The following is a 15,704-nucleotide window of genomic DNA, read 5'->3' as shown; positions in this document are numbered from 1 at the left end:
ATGCCGACGCACGGAGGTAGGGCGCGGTGTCCCACCGCGCCGCTCCCGGTGTGAGGGTGAGGAGAAGGCACGACGGTAGAAGGCGGAATTGCCAGCCCCGCAGCTCCCACTGCCGACTGCCGACTGCCGACTGCCGACTGCCGACGAGAGACACAGAAATGGACACCATGAAGGCGAAGGTCGAGGAACTCCAGCGTCGCCGGGCGCAGGTCATGCTCGGGGGCGGCGCCGACAAGCTCGAGAAGCATCGCGCCGCCGGCAAGCTCACCGCGCGCGAGCGCATCGAGACACTCGTCGACAAGGACAGCTTCCAGGAGACGGGGCTCTTTGCGAGGCACCGCGCGACGCTGTTCGGCATGGAGGGGAAGGACATGCCAGCCGACGGCGTGGTGACCGGCGCCGCGTCGATCGGCGGCCGGCTCGTGCATGTGGCGAGCCAGGACTTCACCGTGGCCGGCGGCTCGGCCGGCGAGGTGCACTCGATCAAGGTCGCCGAGAGCATGGAGCACGCCCTGCGCGCCGGCTCGCCGTTCGTGTTCATCAACGACTCGGGCGGGGCACGCGTGCAGGAGGGCATCGACTCGCTCTCGGGCTACGGCAAGGTCTTCTACACCAACGTGATGCTCTCGGGGGCCGTGCCGCAGGTGTCGATCATCTGCGGCCCGTGCGCGGGCGGGGCGGCCTACAGCCCGGCGCTCACCGACTTCATCATCCAGACGCGCCAGGCGCAGATGTTCATCACCGGCCCGTCGGTGATCAAGCAGGTGACCGGCGAGGACGTGACGCCCGACCAGCTCGGCGGCCCCGAGACGCATATGGTCAACTCGGGCGTCACCCACTTCATCGCGGAAGACGACACGCACGCGATGCTGCTGTGCCAGAAGCTCCTGAGCTACCTGCCGTCGAACAACCTGGAGGATCCGCCGGTCGTCGAGGGCGACCAGCGCGTCGATCCGGACCCCGGGCTGCTCGACGTCGTGCCGGTGGACGGCAAGCAGGGCTACGACGTGCGTGCGGTCATCGCCCGTGTCGTCGATGCCGGCGACTTCTTCGAGGTCCAGTCCGGCTACGCCCAGAACATCGTCGTCGGCTTCGCGCGGATCACCGGGCGACCGGTCGGCGTGATCGCCAACCAGCCTGCCGTGATGGCGGGCGTGCTCGACATCAACGCCTCGAACAAGGCGTCGCGCTTCATCCGCTTCTGCAACGCGTTCAACCTCCCGATCGTGACCTTCGTCGACGTGCCGGGCTTCCTGCCCGGCGTCGAGCAGGAGTACGGCGGCATCATCAGGCACGGCGCCAAGATGCTGTTCGCGTACTCGGCGGCGACCGTGCCGAAGGTCACCATCGTGCTCCGCAAGTCGTACGGGGGCGCGTACCTGGCGATGTGCAGCAAGGACCTCGGTGCCGACCGCGTGTTCGCGTGGCCGACCGCCGAGATCGCCGTGATGGGCGCCGAGGGCGCCGCCGAGATCGTGTTCCGCAAGGAGATCGCCGAGGCCGGCGCCGACAAGGCCGAGAAGCGCAAGGCGATGATCGCCGAGTACCGCGAGGCGTTCTCCAACCCGTACGTCGCCGCCGGCCGCCGGCTGGTCGACGACGTGATCGACCCGACGCAGACCCGCCGCCACATCGCGCAGTCGCTGGAGTACCTGTCGACCAAGCGCGAATTGCGGCCGCCCAAGAAGCACGGGCTCATGCCTCTCTGACGCGTGAGATGCCGCGATGCCGGGAATGCTGGGAATGCCGAAAGACGAACGCCGACGGCCCAGGGTCGGAGACCGTGACTGCCGATTGCCGACTGCCGACCGCCGTTCTCCGAAGGCCGAATGACGAAGGCCGTGCTCATGATGAAGGCCGAGTGAATGGACGCTGAACTGAAACAAACGCTCGAGGCGATGCAGCAGACGCTGGCGGCGCTCGCGGCACGTGTGGCGTCACTCGAGGCGGCGCTTGCCGAGGAGGCACCGCGGGCATCCCAGGCGACGATGGCGGCGGCCCCCGAGCTCGCAACACCGTCCACGGCCGGCGCGGGCACGCCGCACCGGCGCGCCGACGACGAGATCGCGCCCGAGATCCTGCTGGCGATCTCTGCCGCGGTCGCGGCTTTCCTCGGCGAGCGCGCGCACGTCCGACAGATCCGGCTGATCAGCTCGCAGGCGTGGGGACAGCAGGGCCGCGTCAACGTGCAGGCCTCGCACACGCTGTACAGGTAGGCTGCAGCGGCAGCCGGTTCGAGGACGAGAACGTGAAACTGAAGATCACCGTCGACGGCAAGACGTACGAGGTCGAGGTGGAGGTGGCCGAGGAGCCCGTCCGCCATCCGCAGGCGTTCATGGTGCTGCCGTCGCAGGCACGCGTGCCTGCCGCGCCGGCCGTCGCGCCGGCCGCTGCACCCGATGCGGGTCCAGTGAACGAAGCCAAGGTCTGCCGCAGCCCGATCACCGGGACGGTCGTCCGCGTGGTCGCGCAGGCTGGCCAGAGCATCCAGCCGGGTGACATCCTGCTGGTGCTCGAGGCGATGAAGATGGAGACCAACATCACCGCGCCCGTCGAGGGCAAGGTGAAGACGATCACGGTCGGCGCCGGCGACGGCGTGAAGGCCAACCAGGTCGTGGTGGAGCTCGAGTGATGAACGACGGCGCAGCGCAGGTCCCCGGCTTCCTCTGCTTCGACCACGTGGCGATCGCGGTGCCGCCCGGCGAGCTCGAGGCGCACGTGGCCGCCTACACCTCCCTGGGATTCACCGTGATCCACCGCGAGGACGTGCTCGGCACCGACCAGGTGCGCGAGGTGCTCCTGCAGGTAGGTGACGGTCCCAACCTGGTGCAACTACTCGAGCCGCTGACGCCGGCCTCGCCGGTCGCGAAGCAGATCGAGAAGAACGGTGGCCGCGGCGGCATGGCGCACGTCGCCCTGCGCGTGCGCGACATCCAGGCTGCGTACGACGACCTGAAGGCCAAGGGCTTCCGCATCATCGATGCCGCGCCACGCAAGGGGTCGCGCGGCACCACGGTGTTCTTCGTCCATCCGAAGACGACCGACACGGCGGCCTTCGGCTACATCCTCGAGATCGTGCAGGAGGGGGAGGGCAGCCATGCCTGACGCGCCGAACGGCCAGTCGTCGTCTGGCGCTGTCGCGCCGCTGCGCCTGCGCGAGGCGTTCCCACCGGTCGCGACCAGCGAGTGGGACGCGCTCGCCCGCGCCGACCTCAAGGGCCAGGACTACGAGAAGCGCCTGCTCTGGCGCACCGACGATGGCCTCACCGTCAAGCCGTTCTACCGCAGCGACGACCTGGCGCCGCAGGAGTCGCTGGCGTCGCTGCGTGGCGACACTGCGGGCTGGGAGGCTGTCGAGTCGCCGACGTGGCCGTCCACCGCCATCCGCGCCGACCTGCTGCACGACGCCGGCGCCACCGCCGTGCAGGAAGTCGCGTGGGCCATTGCCGAAGGCGTCGACCGCCTGGCCGCCGCTGCGGCCGCCGGCACGCGGGTCGACGACGCGGCCGCCGGCGTCGAGTTCGTGTTCGCCGTCGGGTCGACGTACTTCATCGAGATCGCCAAGCTGCGCGCGGCCCGGCTGCTGTGGGCCACAGCGGTGGAGGCCTTCGCGCCCGCCGATCCGGCGCGCGCGCCGACGATGCGGCTGCACGTGCGGACGGCGCGGGCCAACAAGGGCACGTACGACCCGTACAGCAACCTGCTGCGCGTGACGACCGAGGCGATGTCGGCCGCGATCGGCGGCGCCGACACGCTGCTGGTGGAGCCCCACGGCTTCGACCCGCACCTGGCGATCAACGTGCAGCGCATCCTGGCCGAGGAGGCGCACCTCGACGCCGTCGTCGATCCTGCGGCGGGCTCCTATTTCGTCGAGTCGCTCACCGATGCGCTCGCGCGCGAGGCGTGGGCGGTATTCCAGCAGATCGAGGCGGCCGGCGGGCACGCGGCCGCCGTGGCGGCGGGGCTGCGGGATACGCACCTGCACGCTTCGCGCGCCGCGCGCGAGAAGGCAGTGTCATCGCGCCGGCGCACGCTGGTCGGCATCAACAACTACCCGGACCTCACCGAGCACGCGCCTGCCGCCGGGCCGTATCCGCCTGCAGAGGCCGCGGCTGGCCTGCCGTTCCTGCGGCTCGCCGCGCCCTTCGAGGCGATGCGGGCCAGGACGGAGCGGCATGCCGCGGCGACCGGCCGCACCCCCGTCGTCCACCTCCTGACGCGCGGCGACGTGAAGATGCGCATGGCCCGCGCCAACTTCTGCCAGAACTTCTTCGGCTGCGCCGGCTTCGCGATCGCGCAGGGGCCTGACGTGCCGCCCGACGCCGACCTCGTGGTGCTCTGCAGCGCCGACGCCGAGTACCTCGCGCTCGCGCAGGCAGTCGTGCCCGCGACGAGCGCGCCGGTCATCGTGGCCGGCAACCCGAAGGATCGGATCGATGCGCTGACGGCCGCGGGCGTGCAGGGCTTCGTGCACGTCCAGAGCGACGCGGTCCAGACCCTCACGCAGTGGCAGGACCGATTGGGGATGCCGCGATGAGCCGGCCTGATTTCTCGAAGATCGCGTATGCGCGTCGACCTGAAGGTCGACGCCCACGCAACGAGTTCGTAGCCGCCGACCTTCAGGTCGGCGGGCGCGCCCCCTGGATCACCGCCGAACACATCGCGGTGAAGCCGTACTACACGGCCGACGACCTCGAAGGGCTCGAGCACCTCGAGTACGCCGCGGGCATCCCGCCGTTCCTCCGCGGGCCGTACTCGACGATGTACGCGCTGCAGCCGTGGACGATCCGGCAGTACGCCGGCTTCTCGACGGCGGAGGAGTCCAACGCCTTCTACCGGCGCAACCTGGCGGCCGGACAGAAGGGGCTGTCGGTGGCCTTCGACCTCGCCACGCATCGCGGCTACGACTCCGACAACGCGCGCGTCGTCGGCGACGTCGGCAAGGCCGGCGTGGCGATCGACTCGGTCGAGGACATGAAGATCCTCTTCGACCAGATCCCGCTCGATCAGATGTCGGTCTCGATGACCATGAACGGGGCCGTGCTCCCCGTGATGGCGTTCTACATCGTGGCGGCCGAGGAGCAGGGCGTCGCGCCCGGGCAACTCACCGGGACGATCCAGAACGACATCCTCAAGGAGTTCATGGTCCGCAACACGTACATCTACGGCCCGGCGCCGTCGATGCGGATCATCGGCGACATCTTCCGGTACTGCTCCGAGCGGATGCCCCACTTCAATTGCATCTCGATCAGCGGCTACCACATGCAGGAGGCGGGAGCGACCGCCGACATCGAGCTGGGGTACACGCTGGCCGACGGCCTCGAGTACATCCGCACCGGCATCGCGGCGGGCCTGGACATCGACAGCTTCGCGCCGCGCCTCAGCTTCTTCTGGGCGATCGGCATGAACCACTTCATGGAGATCGCCAAGCTGCGCGCGGCGCGTGCGCTGTGGGCGACGCTCGTGAAGGGCTTCGGCGCGAAGAACCCGAAGTCGATGGCGTTGCGCACCCACTCGCAGACCTCGGGCTGGAGCCTCACCGCGCAGGACGTGTTCAACAACGTCGCGCGGACGTGCGTCGAGGCGATGGCGGCGGCGCTCGGGCACACGCAGTCGCTGCACACCAACGCGCTCGACGAGGCGATTGCGCTGCCGAGCGACTTCTCGGCGCGCATCGCCCGCAACACGCAGATCTATCTCCAGGAGGAGACCGGCATCACCAGGGTCGTCGACCCGTGGGCCGGCAGCTACTACGTCGAGCGCCTGACGCACGAGCTGATGCACAAGGCGTGGCACCACATCCAGGAGGTCGAGGCGCTCGGGGGCATGGCGAAGGCCATCGAGACCGGCCTGCCGAAGATGCGCATCGAGGAAGCGGCGGCGCGTCGCCAGGCCCGCATCGACTCGGGGCGCGAGGTGATCGTCGGCATCAACAAGTACCGGCTCGATCAGGAGGCGCCGCTCGAGGTGCTCGAGGTCGACAACCAGGCGGTGCGCGAGTCGCAGTTGCGCCGGCTGGCGCAGGTGAAGGCGTCGCGTGACGCGGCGCGGGTGCGCCAAGCGCTCGTGGCGCTGACGCGCGCCGCGGAGACGAAGGAGGGCAACCTCCTCGCGCTGGCGGTGGACGCGGCCCGGGCGCGCGCCACGCTGGGCGAGATCTCGGATGCCCTCGAGGCCGTCTTCGGGCGCTACCAGGCGGTCAGTCGTACGATCTCGGGCGTGTACTCGTCGGAGAGCGAGGGCGACCCCGAGTTCCGGAAGGCGCGCGAGATGGCCGAGCGCTTCGCGGCCGCCGAGGGCCGTCGTCCGCGCATCCTCGTCGCCAAGCTGGGGCAGGACGGCCACGACCGGGGCGCGAAGGTGATCGCCACCGCGTTTGCCGACCTCGGGTTCGACGTCGACGTCGGTCCGCTGTTCCAGACGCCGGCCGAGGCGGCGCGCATGGCCGTCGAGAACGACGTGCACGTGCTCGGCGTGTCGAGCCTGGCCGGCGGCCACAAGACGCTCGTGCCGGCGGTCATCGCCGAACTCGCCCGCCTCGGTCGCGAGGACATCCTGGTCGTCGTCGGCGGCGTCATCCCGCCGCAGGACCACCGATTCCTGCAGGAGGCTGGCGTCACCGCCGTCTTCGGCCCCGGCAGCGTCATCCCGGTATGCGCGCAGCAGATCCTCGACGCGCTGGCGTCGTGACCGCTCGACCCGGCAGGCTGTCGGTCGACGCCTACGTCGAGGGCGTGCTGCGCGGCGACCGCGCGGTACTCGCGCGGGCGATCACGCTGGTCGAGAGCGAGCGTCCCGAGGACGCGCCCGACGCCGCGGCGGTGCTCGATGCGGTGCTCCCGCACGCAGGGCATTCGCATCGCGTCGGGATCACGGGCGTGCCTGGTGTCGGCAAGAGCACCTTCATCGACGCCCTCGGCATGCACCTGGTGCGCGACCGGGGCGAGCGGGTCGCGGTGCTCAGCGTCGATCCCTCCAGTCCGCTCTCGGGCGGCAGCATCCTGGGCGACAAGACGCGCATGGAGCGGCTCGCGCTCGAGGACGCGGCATACATCCGGCCGTCGCCGTCGCGCGGCGTGCTCGGCGGCGTCGCGCGCCGGACGCGCGAGACCATCCTGCTGTGCGAGGCGGCCGGCTTCGGCACCATCCTGGTCGAGACGGTGGGCGTGGGGCAGTCGGAGACGGCGGTCCGCTCGATGACCGACTTCTTCCTGCTGCTGATGCTGCCTGGCGCCGGCGACGAGTTGCAGGGCATCAAGCGCGGCATCATCGAGATGGTGGACGCGATCGCCATCAACAAGGCCGACGGCGACATGCGCGCGCGTGCCGATCGCGCCCGCGTCGAGTACCGTGCCGCGCTGCACCTGTTCCCGGCCGCCGCCGACGGCTGGGCCCCGCCCGTGCTCACCTGTTCCGCGCTGGCCGGCGACGGGATCGCGGCGCTGTGGGACGTGGTCGGGCAGCACCGCGCCCACGTCGAAGCCAACGGCTTCTTCGCGCGCCGCCGCTCCGCGCAATCGCTGGCCTGGATGCGCGAGCTGGTCGGCAGTGGCCTCGAGGCGGCGTTCCGCACCCACCCCGGCGTGGCCGAGGCGCTGCCCGGTCTCGAGGCGGCCGTCGCGGCGGGCCGGACCACCGCCTTCGCTGCGGCGCGCGACCTGCTGGCGCGTTTTCGCGCGACGTAGTATCCCTGTTCGCATGCTCGCACCCGTGCTGCGCCTCGTCGGCGCGGTGGCCATCGCCACCGTGCTCGCCACGCCCACGTCCGCGCAGGTCGCCCCTGCCGCTGCCGGGCTGCCGACCGGCAGTCCCGCGGAGGCCGGCCTGTCGCCCGAGCGCCTCGCGCGCCTCCACGGGCGCCTCGACCGCTTCGTCGCCGACGGCGAGATCGCCGGCGCCGTGTCGATCGTTGCGCGCCGCGGCCGCGTCGTCGACGTGCACGTCACCGGCCTGCGCGATCGCGAGCAGCACCTGCCGATGACGCGCGACACCATCGTCCGGGTCTACTCCATGAGCAAGATCGTGACGACGGTCGCGGCCCTGATCCTGGTGGAGGAGGGGCGGCTGCGCCTCGACGACCCCATCGCGAGATACCTGCCGGCGTTGAAGTCGCCGAAGGTGTTCGCCGGCGGCACGGCCGCGCGGCCCCGGCTGGTGCCAGCGACACGGCCCATCACGATCCGCCACCTGCTCACCCATACGTCGGGTTTCGCCTACGGGCTTGCCGAGTCGCCCGTCGACGACATGTACCGCGCGAAGTCGCTGTTGACCTCGCCGACCAGCGACGCGTTCATCGAGAAGGTGGCCGCGCTGCCGCTCATCGCCCAGCCCGGCCAGCGCTTCTACTACGGCGTCAACACCGATGTGCTCGGCGTCATCGTCGAGAAGGTGAGTGGGCAGCGCCTCGGCGAGTTCATGCAGGCGCGCATCTTCGGACCGCTGGGCATGGTGGACACCGCGTTCGTGGTGCCACCGGAGAAGCGGTCGCGGCTGGCGAATCTGTACCAGCGGGATGGCACCGCCCCGCTGGCCGTCGCCGGCGTGTCGCCCGGCTCGGCGGGCCGGACGTCCGTGCCGTATCCCGATGCCGAGGGACGCCTGTTCCACTCGGGCGGCGGCGGGCTGTTCTCGACGGCCGACGACTACCTGCGGTTCGCACAGATGCTCCTCGAGGGCGGCGCGCTGGGTGGCGCTCGCATCCTCGGGCGCAAGACGGTCGAGACGATGGCCGCCGACCAGAACGGCCGGCTGCCCGAGCGCACGCCCTCGCACCTGGGGTTCGGCTTCGGCGTCGCGATGCGTCTCGACCACGCCGGCGGCGCGCCCGCCGGGTCGATCGGCGAGTACGGCTGGAGTGGCGCCGCCACCACGCTGGTCGACATCGATCCGCAGGAGCGCCTGGTGGCGGTGCTCCTCACCCAGGTGCTGCCCTACGACCAGCCGCAGATCTTCGCGGTCTACCGGGCGATGCTCAACGCGGCGATCGAGTGAGATAGGCTTGACGCGCGCAGGCCGGAGCCTGCGGTCGCATCGGAGCGTTCGGACATGAGTGAGATGAGAATCGGGATCGTCGGCCTCGGCTGGGTGGCCGGCGCGCACATCGAGACGTTCAAGCACGTGAAGGGCGCCGCGGTCACCGCCGTGTGCTCGCGCCGCAGCCTCGAGCCCGGCGCGCTGCAGGCCCGGTACGGCATCCCCCTGAAGGCCTACACCGACTACCAGCAGATGCTGGCCGACCCCGACATCGACGCGATCGACATCTGCACGCCGCATCCGTACCACGCCGAGCAGGCCATCGCCGCCGCCAACGCCGGCAAGCACCTGATCATCGAGAAGCCGATCGCGCTGTCGTGGGAGGACGCCGTGCGGGTGCGCGACGCCATCCGCGCCAACGGCGTCAAGGCGATGGTGTGCTTCGAGGTGCGCTACAGCGCCCAGTTCACGCTCACGCGGTCGATCGTCGAGCAGGGACTCCTCGGTCACCTCCACTATGGCGAGGTGGACTACTTTCACGGCATCGGGCCCTGGTACGGCCAGTATCCCTGGAACATCAAGAAGGACATGGGCGCCTCGAGCCTGCTCACCGCCGGCTGCCACGCGATGGACATCCTGCTGATGCTCATGCAGGCGCCGGTGGCCGAGGTGACGGCGCTCGGCACGACGTCGACCAGCGAGTACTTCACGCCCTACGAGTACCCGACCACGACCGTGAGCCTGCTCAAGTTCGCCGACGGTCGCGTCGGCAAGGTCACTTCCTGCATCGACTGCCTGCAGCCCTACTACTTCCACTCGCACCTGGTCGGCAGCCACGGCACGCTGCTCGACACGAAGCTGCACACGACGAAGCTGCCCGGGATGATCAAGACGAAGTGGAGCGAGCTGGCCACCCATCCGATCGACTCGGGCGACGTCAGCGATCATCCGTACCAGCCGCAGTTCCAGGCCTTCGTCGACGCCACCGCGGCCGGCACGTCGATGCCGCTCACCGACTTCGACACGGCCCTCGAGAGCCATCGCGTCGCGTACGCGGCCGACCTGTCGATCGAGCTCGGGCGCACCGTCAAGCTCGCGGAGCTGGCCTAGCGCCATGCCTCGCGTCCTCGCGCTCATGGCGCATCCCGACGACATCGAGATCACCTGTGCCGGGACGCTCATCCTGCTCAAGGAGGCCGGGTGGGACGTCCACATGGCCACCATGACGGCGGGCGACCTCGGGTCGTCGACGATGTCGGCGGCGGCGATCTCGCGCATCCGCCGCAGGGAGGCCGCGGCCTCCGCGGCGTTGCTCGGCGCCGGCTACACCTGCCTCGGCATCGAGGACCTCACCATCGCCCACGACGCGCGGCAGAAGCGCATCGTGACGGGCCTGCTGCGCGACGTGCGGCCCGACCTGGTGATCACGCACCCGCCGGTCGACTACATGGCCGACCACGAGCAGACGTCGTACCTGGCGCGCGACGCGGCGTTCGGCTCGACGATCCCGAACTGGAAGGCGCTCCCACCGGTCGGCGTGCGCGCGCGCAGGGCGGCGCCGCCCTGCGAGCACCTGCCGGCACTGCTCTTCGCCGACCCGATCGATCTCGGCACGCCGTCGGGCGCTCGGGCCGCGGCGCGCTACCTGGTGGACATCTCGGACGTGCTCGAGCGGAAGGCCGCGATGCTGGCCGCGCACGCCTCGCAGCGCGCCTGGCTGCACGAGCAGCACGGCGAGGACGAGTACCTGCACTGGATGCGGCGGATCGGCGTCGATCGGGCGCGCGACTTCGCGCGCCGCGGCGTGACGCACGCCGAGGGTTTCGTGCCGTACCTCGGGCACGCCTTCCCGAAGGACGACGTCCTCACCGCGGCGCTGGGGAAGCCCCGGGTGAAGACCCTGGCAATTTGAAATTTGAAATTCTCGTGGGCGACGGCCTCCGGCCTGTCGCCCTCGGAGCGTTGCGAGCGGCGAGGGGCGAAGCCCCGGCCGCCTTGAATTTCAAATTTCACATTTCAAATTGCTAACGTCGGGCGGCGATGGCGGCAATCCACTGGCCGTCGAACTCGCCCTCGAACTCCCGCAGGATCTCGAGCGGCGCCACCAGCTGACGCAACTCGCCGGGCTGGAGCAGGAAGTCGGGATTCTTCGGGTGTCCCACCTCGGCCTGCTGCGCGAGGAACGTCTCGTACAGCAGCAGCCCGCCGGGTGCGAGCGACAGCAGCAGCTGCGGCACCAGCGGCCGGTGCAGGTAGCGCGTGACGACGACCAGGTCGTAGCCGTCGTCGCCGAGGTCGGGCGTTCCCGTCTCGAGGTCCACGACGCGCGTGGTGACGGGCAGTTCCAGCCGGTCGGCCTGCGCCTGCAGGCGTGCGAGCGCCTCGGCGTCGCGATCGACGGCGGTCACCTGCAGGCCTGTCGATGCCAGGAGCAGCGCGTGGCGCCCGCGGCCGGAGGCGACGTCGAGCGCCCGGCCGCTGCGCGGGATGAGGTCGCCGCACTCGAACAGCCAGGGCGAGGGGCCGACCATCGGCTGTGGCTCGTAGGCGCGCTCGCCCTCCCAGCCGGCCATGCCCGTCGCAAGCTCGTGCACCTGCGTGAAGCCGGCCTGTGCGAGCAGCCGCGTCGCGACCTTGCTGCGCACGGCGTGTTCGCACGTCACCAGCACCGGGGCCGTGGGATCCTCGAGGATGGCGGGGGCGCTGGCGATGATCTGCACCGGCAGCAGCGTGGCGCCCGGGATGTGGCCGAGCCCGCTGTACTCCTGCGGCGTCCGCACGTCGAGCACGCGTGCCCCGGCGGCCACCAGGGCTGCCGCGTCCTCGGGCGAGACCTGCCGCACCTGCCTGTCGTATGACGGGTCGAGTTGCATCCCCCGATCGTACCGCCTGACCCGGCCGCGTTGGCGGGCTCAGGCGTCGAGCGTCAACCGTCAACCGTCAAACGTCAAACGTCAAGCGTCAAGCGTTAAGATGCCCCCGTGCCGACCACCCGCCTCTTCCTCGTGCGCCATGGCGCAACGCAACTGACCGCCGAGAACCGCTTCTCGGGCGCCGTCGGCGTGGACCTCTCCGACGAGGGGCGCTGGCAGGCGGCGCGGCTGGGCGAGCGGCTCCGCCACGATCCGGTCACCGCCGTCTACAGCAGCCCGCTGTCGCGCACGATGGAGACGGCGACCATCATCGGCAGCGTGTTCGGCCTCACGCCGCAGCCACGCGAAGGCCTGGCCGAGATCAGTCACGGACGATGGGAAGGCCTGACTCGCGCCGAGGTGGAGGAGCGCTACGGCGACGAGTACGCGGCGTGGGAAGAGGATCCTTTCACCTTTGCGCCGGAGGGCGGCGAGTCGGGGGTTGCGGTGCTGGCGCGGGCGCTGCCGGTCATCCGCGAACTCGTCACGCGACATCAGGGCGAGAACGTGCTGGTGGTGTCGCACAAGGCGACCATCCGCATCCTGCTCAGCAGCCTGCTCGGCTTCGACGCTCGCGGCTACCGCGATCGGCTGGATCAGGCGCCGGCCTGCCTGAACGTGCTCGACTTCAAGGACGCGGTGCGGGCGCGCCTGATGCTGTTCAACGACACGTCGCACTACGCCCATCACCAGCGGCCCGCGCACGGCAACCTCTCGCGCTGGTGGGACGGGGCGCCGACGCGTCACCCGTGAGTGTCGTGTGACGCCGAACGCCGAACGCCGAACGTCGTGCGTTGTCCGCCCCGCCGACTCCCGACTCCCGACTCCCGACTCCCGACTCCCGACTGCCGACTGCCGTTGCTAGGCGATCAGGCCGTTCCTGATCGCGAAGCGCACCAGTTCGCCGCTGGAGTTGAGGTTCAGCTTCTCCATCAGGCGGCTGCGGTGCGAGTCCACCGTGTAGACGCTGAGCGAGAGCAGGGTGGCGATTTCCTTGTTGGTGCGCCCTTCGGCCACCAGCTGCAGGACCTCGCGCTCGCGCGGGGTGAGCAGGTCCAGCGGGTTGGTGACGTGCCGTCGGTAGTCGGCCAGTACCGTGTCGGCCACTGACGGACTCAGGTACGCATCGCCACGCGCCACCGCGCGCACCGCGTCGATGAGCGACTCGTCGTCGGCGTCCTTCACCAGGTAGCCCTTCGCGCCGGCGCGCAGCATCTCCCGCACGTACACGGCGTCGCGGTGCATGCTCAGGGCGAGGATGCGCGCCCGCGGCACAGCGTCGAGGATCCGGCGCGTGCCGTCGATGCCGTTCAGCTCCGGCATGGAGACGTCCATGATCACCACGTCGGGCTCGGTCTCGACGGCGCGCTCGAGCGCCTCGCGGCCGTTGTGTGCCTCGGCCACGACCTCCAGGTCGGGCTGCGCCGAGAGGATCAGCCCGAAACCGCGTCGCACCACCGTGTGATCGTCAGCCAGCAGGATTCGTGTCTTCCTGGTCATTGTCCTCCGGCACCACGGGACGGGCGGGCGCGCTCACCGAGAGCAGCAGGCCGCCCTCCGGCCGCGCCGTCACCTCGAACTCGCCGCCGATGTGCCTGGCCCGGGCGCGCATGCCGACCATGCCCAGGCTGGGCTTGCGGATGGCGATGGGGAGCCCGCGCCCATTGTCGGCGATCGTGAGCGTCACGACATCATCGGACACCCGCAGACGGACGTCGGCCTCGGTGGCCCTGGCATGGCGCGCGACGTTGGTGAGTGCTTCCTGCGCGATCCGGAACAGGTGCGTCTCGTCCTCCTCGACGAGTCGCCCCTCGAAGTTGGACTCGTAGCGCACCAGGATGCCCGTCCGCTCGGCGAACCGGTGCACGAGCCAGCGCAACCCGGCGTCGAGGCCGAAGTCGTCGAGGATGACCGGGCGGAGCAGCTGCGACAGCTCGCGCACGCCGGTCAGCGCCTCGTCGAGGATGCCGACGCACTCCTGTCGGCGCGCCTCGAACGCCTCGGGCGAGAGCTGCTTCAGCATGCCGCGCAGGCCGGTGAGCGTCTGCCCGAGCTCGTCGTGCATCTCGTGCGAGAAGCGCCGGGCGGTCATCTCCTGGTCCTGCAGCATGTGCCAGGACACGCGACTGAGCTCGGCGGCGTGCCACTCGAGACGCTGGAACGCGCGCTGGGTGGTCCAGATGGCCGCGGCGGCCGACGTCATCGCGATGACGAGGCACAGGCCGAGCACCATCTCCAGGTCGTCGAGCAGCGACTTGGATCGCTGCTCGATCGATCGCTCGAGCTCGGCGCCACGGCCTGACGTGAGCAGGTGCTCCCGCACCAGCTCGCGCGCGTCGTCGTGGATCGACCGTGACCCCTGGTAGCCCACGTACACGGCGGCGACCAGCAACAGCACGACGAGCGCGAACCCGGTCGTCAGCCCGCGCAGCACGCGGCGTGGCGAGAAGAACGCGGCGGGTGTCGTCACCCCGTCAGTCTACCTGCGCCGCGTCACAGCTGGACGTTGACGAACGCGCAGTAGAAGGTGTGGTGCACGGCCGTGTCGTAGGTGTCGAGGAAGGCGCCGGGGAACAGGTGGCCGACTTGGGCGCCGACGTCGTAGTGCCGCGACAGCCGATAGTCGGCGATGACGTCGAGCTCGTGGCCCACGAACGAGGAGATCGCCCCGCCCGGCACCGCCTTCACGGCGACGGCGCCGCTGGCCGCGTACAGCGCGTCGTGGCTGTCGGCCAGCCAGAAGGCGTTGCCCTCCACCTTGAGCGTGAACGCGCTGGAGGGCCGGAGCGCGAGGCCGGCGCGCCCGTTGCGCGTGTTCCGTCGGCCGACCCGGTCGGCCACGCCGTAGATCGCGTGATTGGTGGGGTAGAGCTGGTCGAAGGTCCCGACCTCGCCGTCGGCCCGGTCGTGGTCGCCCGACGCGTAGTTGGCCTCGAGGAGCACCGAGGGCGACCAGCGCGCGTCGGCGAAGCGTCGCTGGACCTGCGCCAGCCCGGCCCATGTCCGCAGGTCGCTGCTGGCCACGTGGCCTCGCTGCACGAGGACCTCGCCCTCGTAGCTCCAGGCAGCGCCGAGCGCCCCGATCATCCGGGTGCCCAGGGTGTCGCTGCGTGCCGACCCGCGTGAGCCGAGCTCGCCGGTGGCGGTCGGCAGGTGCCTGATCAGGACGTACGGTTCGACGGTCGCGTGCGGGACCAGCGTGGTGATCGACCCGTAAGCGCCGAGGAGCGTGTGCCCCTGCTGCCGATGGTCGGGGCTCTCCGGCTCATTGGTGACCACGGCAGCCGCGAGCAGGTCGACGCGCGCCCCGCCGTGGTGCACCGCCAGGCGCGCCGCGTCGAACACCCGTCCGGTGTTGCCCCACTCCGCGCCGCCGATCACCCGCTCGCTGCCGAAGGCGAGCTTCTGCCGCCCGACCTTCAGGTCCGCCCAGCCCTGTTCCCGGCCGACGCCCACCCAGGCCTGCCGGACGTCGAGCACGTCGCGCACGCTGCCGTCGGTCCGGTCGTAGCCGAAGGCGCGCGCATCCTGCACTTCGGCCACCAACTGCACCTGCCGCCACGGGGTGAGCCGCACGCCCAGGCGGGCTCGTTCGAGGAGGTGGTCGCTGTCCAGGCGCACGCGGGTCGAGGCCGTCACGCGGGCCCACGCGGGCAGGCGGGCGTTCAGCGGATCGGGTGGCGGGACGTCCTGCGCAGCCACCGGCGCGACGACGGTTCCCAGGAGCAACAGCAGCAGGGGGAGAATCTTCGACATCACAGCTACCCTACGGGGCCGCCTCGGCGCCGCCGCCGCCCTCCCGGAAAATCGCCAGCTGAA

The 15,704-nt window shown here is 70.6% G+C and carries 15 protein-coding genes; 11 read left to right on the top strand and 4 right to left on the bottom strand.

What is annotated here, in order from left to right:
- The first annotated feature begins 167 nt into the window (after positions 1-167).
- From TBR22_RS20425 to TBR22_RS20380, 10 genes are all read left to right on the top strand, one after another.
- The gene (locus TBR22_RS20425) at positions 168-1,709 is read left to right on the top strand and encodes an acyl-CoA carboxylase subunit beta (RefSeq protein ID WP_370651541.1); all 1,542 of its coding nucleotides are present in this window, start codon (positions 168-170) and stop codon (positions 1,707-1,709) included.
- 156 nt (positions 1,710-1,865) lie between these two features.
- On the top strand, positions 1,866-2,216 hold the full coding sequence (locus TBR22_RS20420) for a hypothetical protein (RefSeq protein WP_239489680.1): 351 nt from the start codon (positions 1,866-1,868) through the stop codon (positions 2,214-2,216).
- Positions 2,217-2,248: 32 nt separating this feature from the next.
- Entirely contained in the window at positions 2,249-2,632 is a 384-nt protein-coding gene (locus TBR22_RS20415; protein ID WP_239489679.1) for a biotin/lipoyl-containing protein, read from the top strand.
- Complete coding sequence (locus tag TBR22_RS20410; protein ID WP_239489678.1) at positions 2,632-3,105, top strand: VOC family protein; 474 nt, start codon at positions 2,632-2,634, stop codon at positions 3,103-3,105. The genes TBR22_RS20415 and TBR22_RS20410 overlap by 1 nt, the downstream gene beginning before the upstream one ends.
- Entirely contained in the window at positions 3,098-4,537 is a 1,440-nt protein-coding gene (locus tag TBR22_RS20405; RefSeq protein WP_239489677.1) for a methylmalonyl-CoA mutase family protein, read from the top strand. Before TBR22_RS20410 ends, TBR22_RS20405 begins: the two co-directional genes overlap by 8 nt.
- Positions 4,534-6,690 carry a methylmalonyl-CoA mutase gene (gene scpA / locus TBR22_RS20400; RefSeq protein WP_239489676.1) on the top strand — a complete coding sequence of 719 codons (2,157 nt, stop codon included), beginning with the start codon at positions 4,534-4,536 and terminating at the stop codon, positions 6,688-6,690. The genes TBR22_RS20405 and scpA overlap by 4 nt, the downstream gene beginning before the upstream one ends.
- The gene (meaB, locus tag TBR22_RS20395) at positions 6,687-7,685 is read left to right on the top strand and encodes a methylmalonyl Co-A mutase-associated GTPase MeaB (protein WP_239489675.1); all 999 of its coding nucleotides are present in this window, start codon (positions 6,687-6,689) and stop codon (positions 7,683-7,685) included. The genes scpA and meaB overlap by 4 nt, the downstream gene beginning before the upstream one ends.
- Before the next feature lie 13 nt (positions 7,686-7,698).
- Positions 7,699-8,991 (top strand): serine hydrolase, encoded by a 1,293-nt coding sequence (locus TBR22_RS20390; protein WP_239489674.1) that lies wholly within the window; start codon positions 7,699-7,701, stop codon positions 8,989-8,991.
- 54 nt (positions 8,992-9,045) lie between these two features.
- Complete coding sequence (locus TBR22_RS20385) at positions 9,046-10,083, top strand: Gfo/Idh/MocA family protein (RefSeq protein WP_239489673.1); 1,038 nt, start codon at positions 9,046-9,048, stop codon at positions 10,081-10,083.
- Between the two features lie 4 nt (positions 10,084-10,087).
- A complete protein-coding gene (locus TBR22_RS20380) occupies positions 10,088-10,885 on the top strand; it encodes a PIG-L deacetylase family protein (RefSeq protein WP_239489672.1) in 798 nt (265 codons plus the stop codon).
- 112 nt (positions 10,886-10,997) lie between these two features.
- Here TBR22_RS20380 and TBR22_RS20375 read toward each other — a convergent pair whose 3' ends face one another.
- Positions 10,998-11,846: a rhodanese-like domain-containing protein gene (locus tag TBR22_RS20375; RefSeq protein ID WP_239489671.1), complete on the bottom strand. Its 849-nt coding sequence runs from the start codon at positions 11,844-11,846 to the stop codon at positions 10,998-11,000.
- Positions 11,847-11,954: 108 nt separating this feature from the next.
- Between TBR22_RS20375 and TBR22_RS20370 the strand changes: the two genes are divergently transcribed.
- Positions 11,955-12,638 carry a histidine phosphatase family protein gene (locus TBR22_RS20370; RefSeq protein ID WP_239489670.1) on the top strand — a complete coding sequence of 228 codons (684 nt, stop codon included), beginning with the start codon at positions 11,955-11,957 and terminating at the stop codon, positions 12,636-12,638.
- A gap of 108 nt (positions 12,639-12,746) precedes the next feature.
- On the opposite strand, the gene TBR22_RS20365 is transcribed toward TBR22_RS20370, so the two are convergent.
- From TBR22_RS20365 to TBR22_RS20355, 3 genes are read right to left on the bottom strand one after another with little or no spacing between them, the layout of a single operon-like run.
- On the bottom strand, positions 12,747-13,343 hold the full coding sequence (locus TBR22_RS20365) for a response regulator transcription factor (RefSeq protein ID WP_239489669.1): 597 nt from the start codon (positions 13,341-13,343) through the stop codon (positions 12,747-12,749).
- A gap of 10 nt (positions 13,344-13,353) precedes the next feature.
- Entirely contained in the window at positions 13,354-14,355 is a 1,002-nt protein-coding gene (locus tag TBR22_RS20360) for a sensor histidine kinase (protein WP_239489668.1), read from the bottom strand.
- Positions 14,356-14,378: 23 nt separating this feature from the next.
- Entirely contained in the window at positions 14,379-15,641 is a 1,263-nt protein-coding gene (locus tag TBR22_RS20355) for an alginate export family protein (protein WP_239489667.1), read from the bottom strand.
- Between the last annotated feature and the right edge of the window lie 63 nt (positions 15,642-15,704).

This window comes from Luteitalea sp. TBR-22 (assembly GCF_016865485.1).
Classification (GTDB): domain Bacteria; phylum Acidobacteriota; class Vicinamibacteria; order Vicinamibacterales; family Vicinamibacteraceae; genus Luteitalea.
Note: the sequence above shows the minus strand (reverse complement) of the source record. Positions and strands in the feature narration are given on the sequence as shown.

What these genes read in the sequence shown, in the direction of transcription:
- TBR22_RS20425 (WP_370651541.1), top strand. Translation starts at nt 168, where the DNA reads ATGAAGGCGAAGGTCGAGGAACTCCAGCGTCGCCGGGCGCAGGTCATG.
- TBR22_RS20420 (WP_239489680.1), top strand. Translation starts at nt 1,866, where the DNA reads ATGGACGCTGAACTGAAACAAACGCTCGAGGCGATGCAGCAGACGCTG.
- TBR22_RS20410 (WP_239489678.1), top strand. Translation starts at nt 2,632, where the DNA reads ATGAACGACGGCGCAGCGCAGGTCCCCGGCTTCCTCTGCTTCGACCAC.
- TBR22_RS20405 (WP_239489677.1), top strand. Translation starts at nt 3,098, where the DNA reads ATGCCTGACGCGCCGAACGGCCAGTCGTCGTCTGGCGCTGTCGCGCCG.
- scpA (WP_239489676.1), top strand. Translation starts at nt 4,534, where the DNA reads ATGAGCCGGCCTGATTTCTCGAAGATCGCGTATGCGCGTCGACCTGAA.
- TBR22_RS20390 (WP_239489674.1), top strand. Translation starts at nt 7,699, where the DNA reads ATGCTCGCACCCGTGCTGCGCCTCGTCGGCGCGGTGGCCATCGCCACC.
- TBR22_RS20385 (WP_239489673.1), top strand. Translation starts at nt 9,046, where the DNA reads ATGAGTGAGATGAGAATCGGGATCGTCGGCCTCGGCTGGGTGGCCGGC.
- TBR22_RS20380 (WP_239489672.1), top strand. Translation starts at nt 10,088, where the DNA reads ATGCCTCGCGTCCTCGCGCTCATGGCGCATCCCGACGACATCGAGATC.
- TBR22_RS20375 (WP_239489671.1), bottom strand. Translation starts at nt 11,846, where the DNA reads ATGCAACTCGACCCGTCATACGACAGGCAGGTGCGGCAGGTCTCGCCC.
- TBR22_RS20355 (WP_239489667.1), bottom strand. Translation starts at nt 15,641, where the DNA reads ATGTCGAAGATTCTCCCCCTGCTGCTGTTGCTCCTGGGAACCGTCGTC.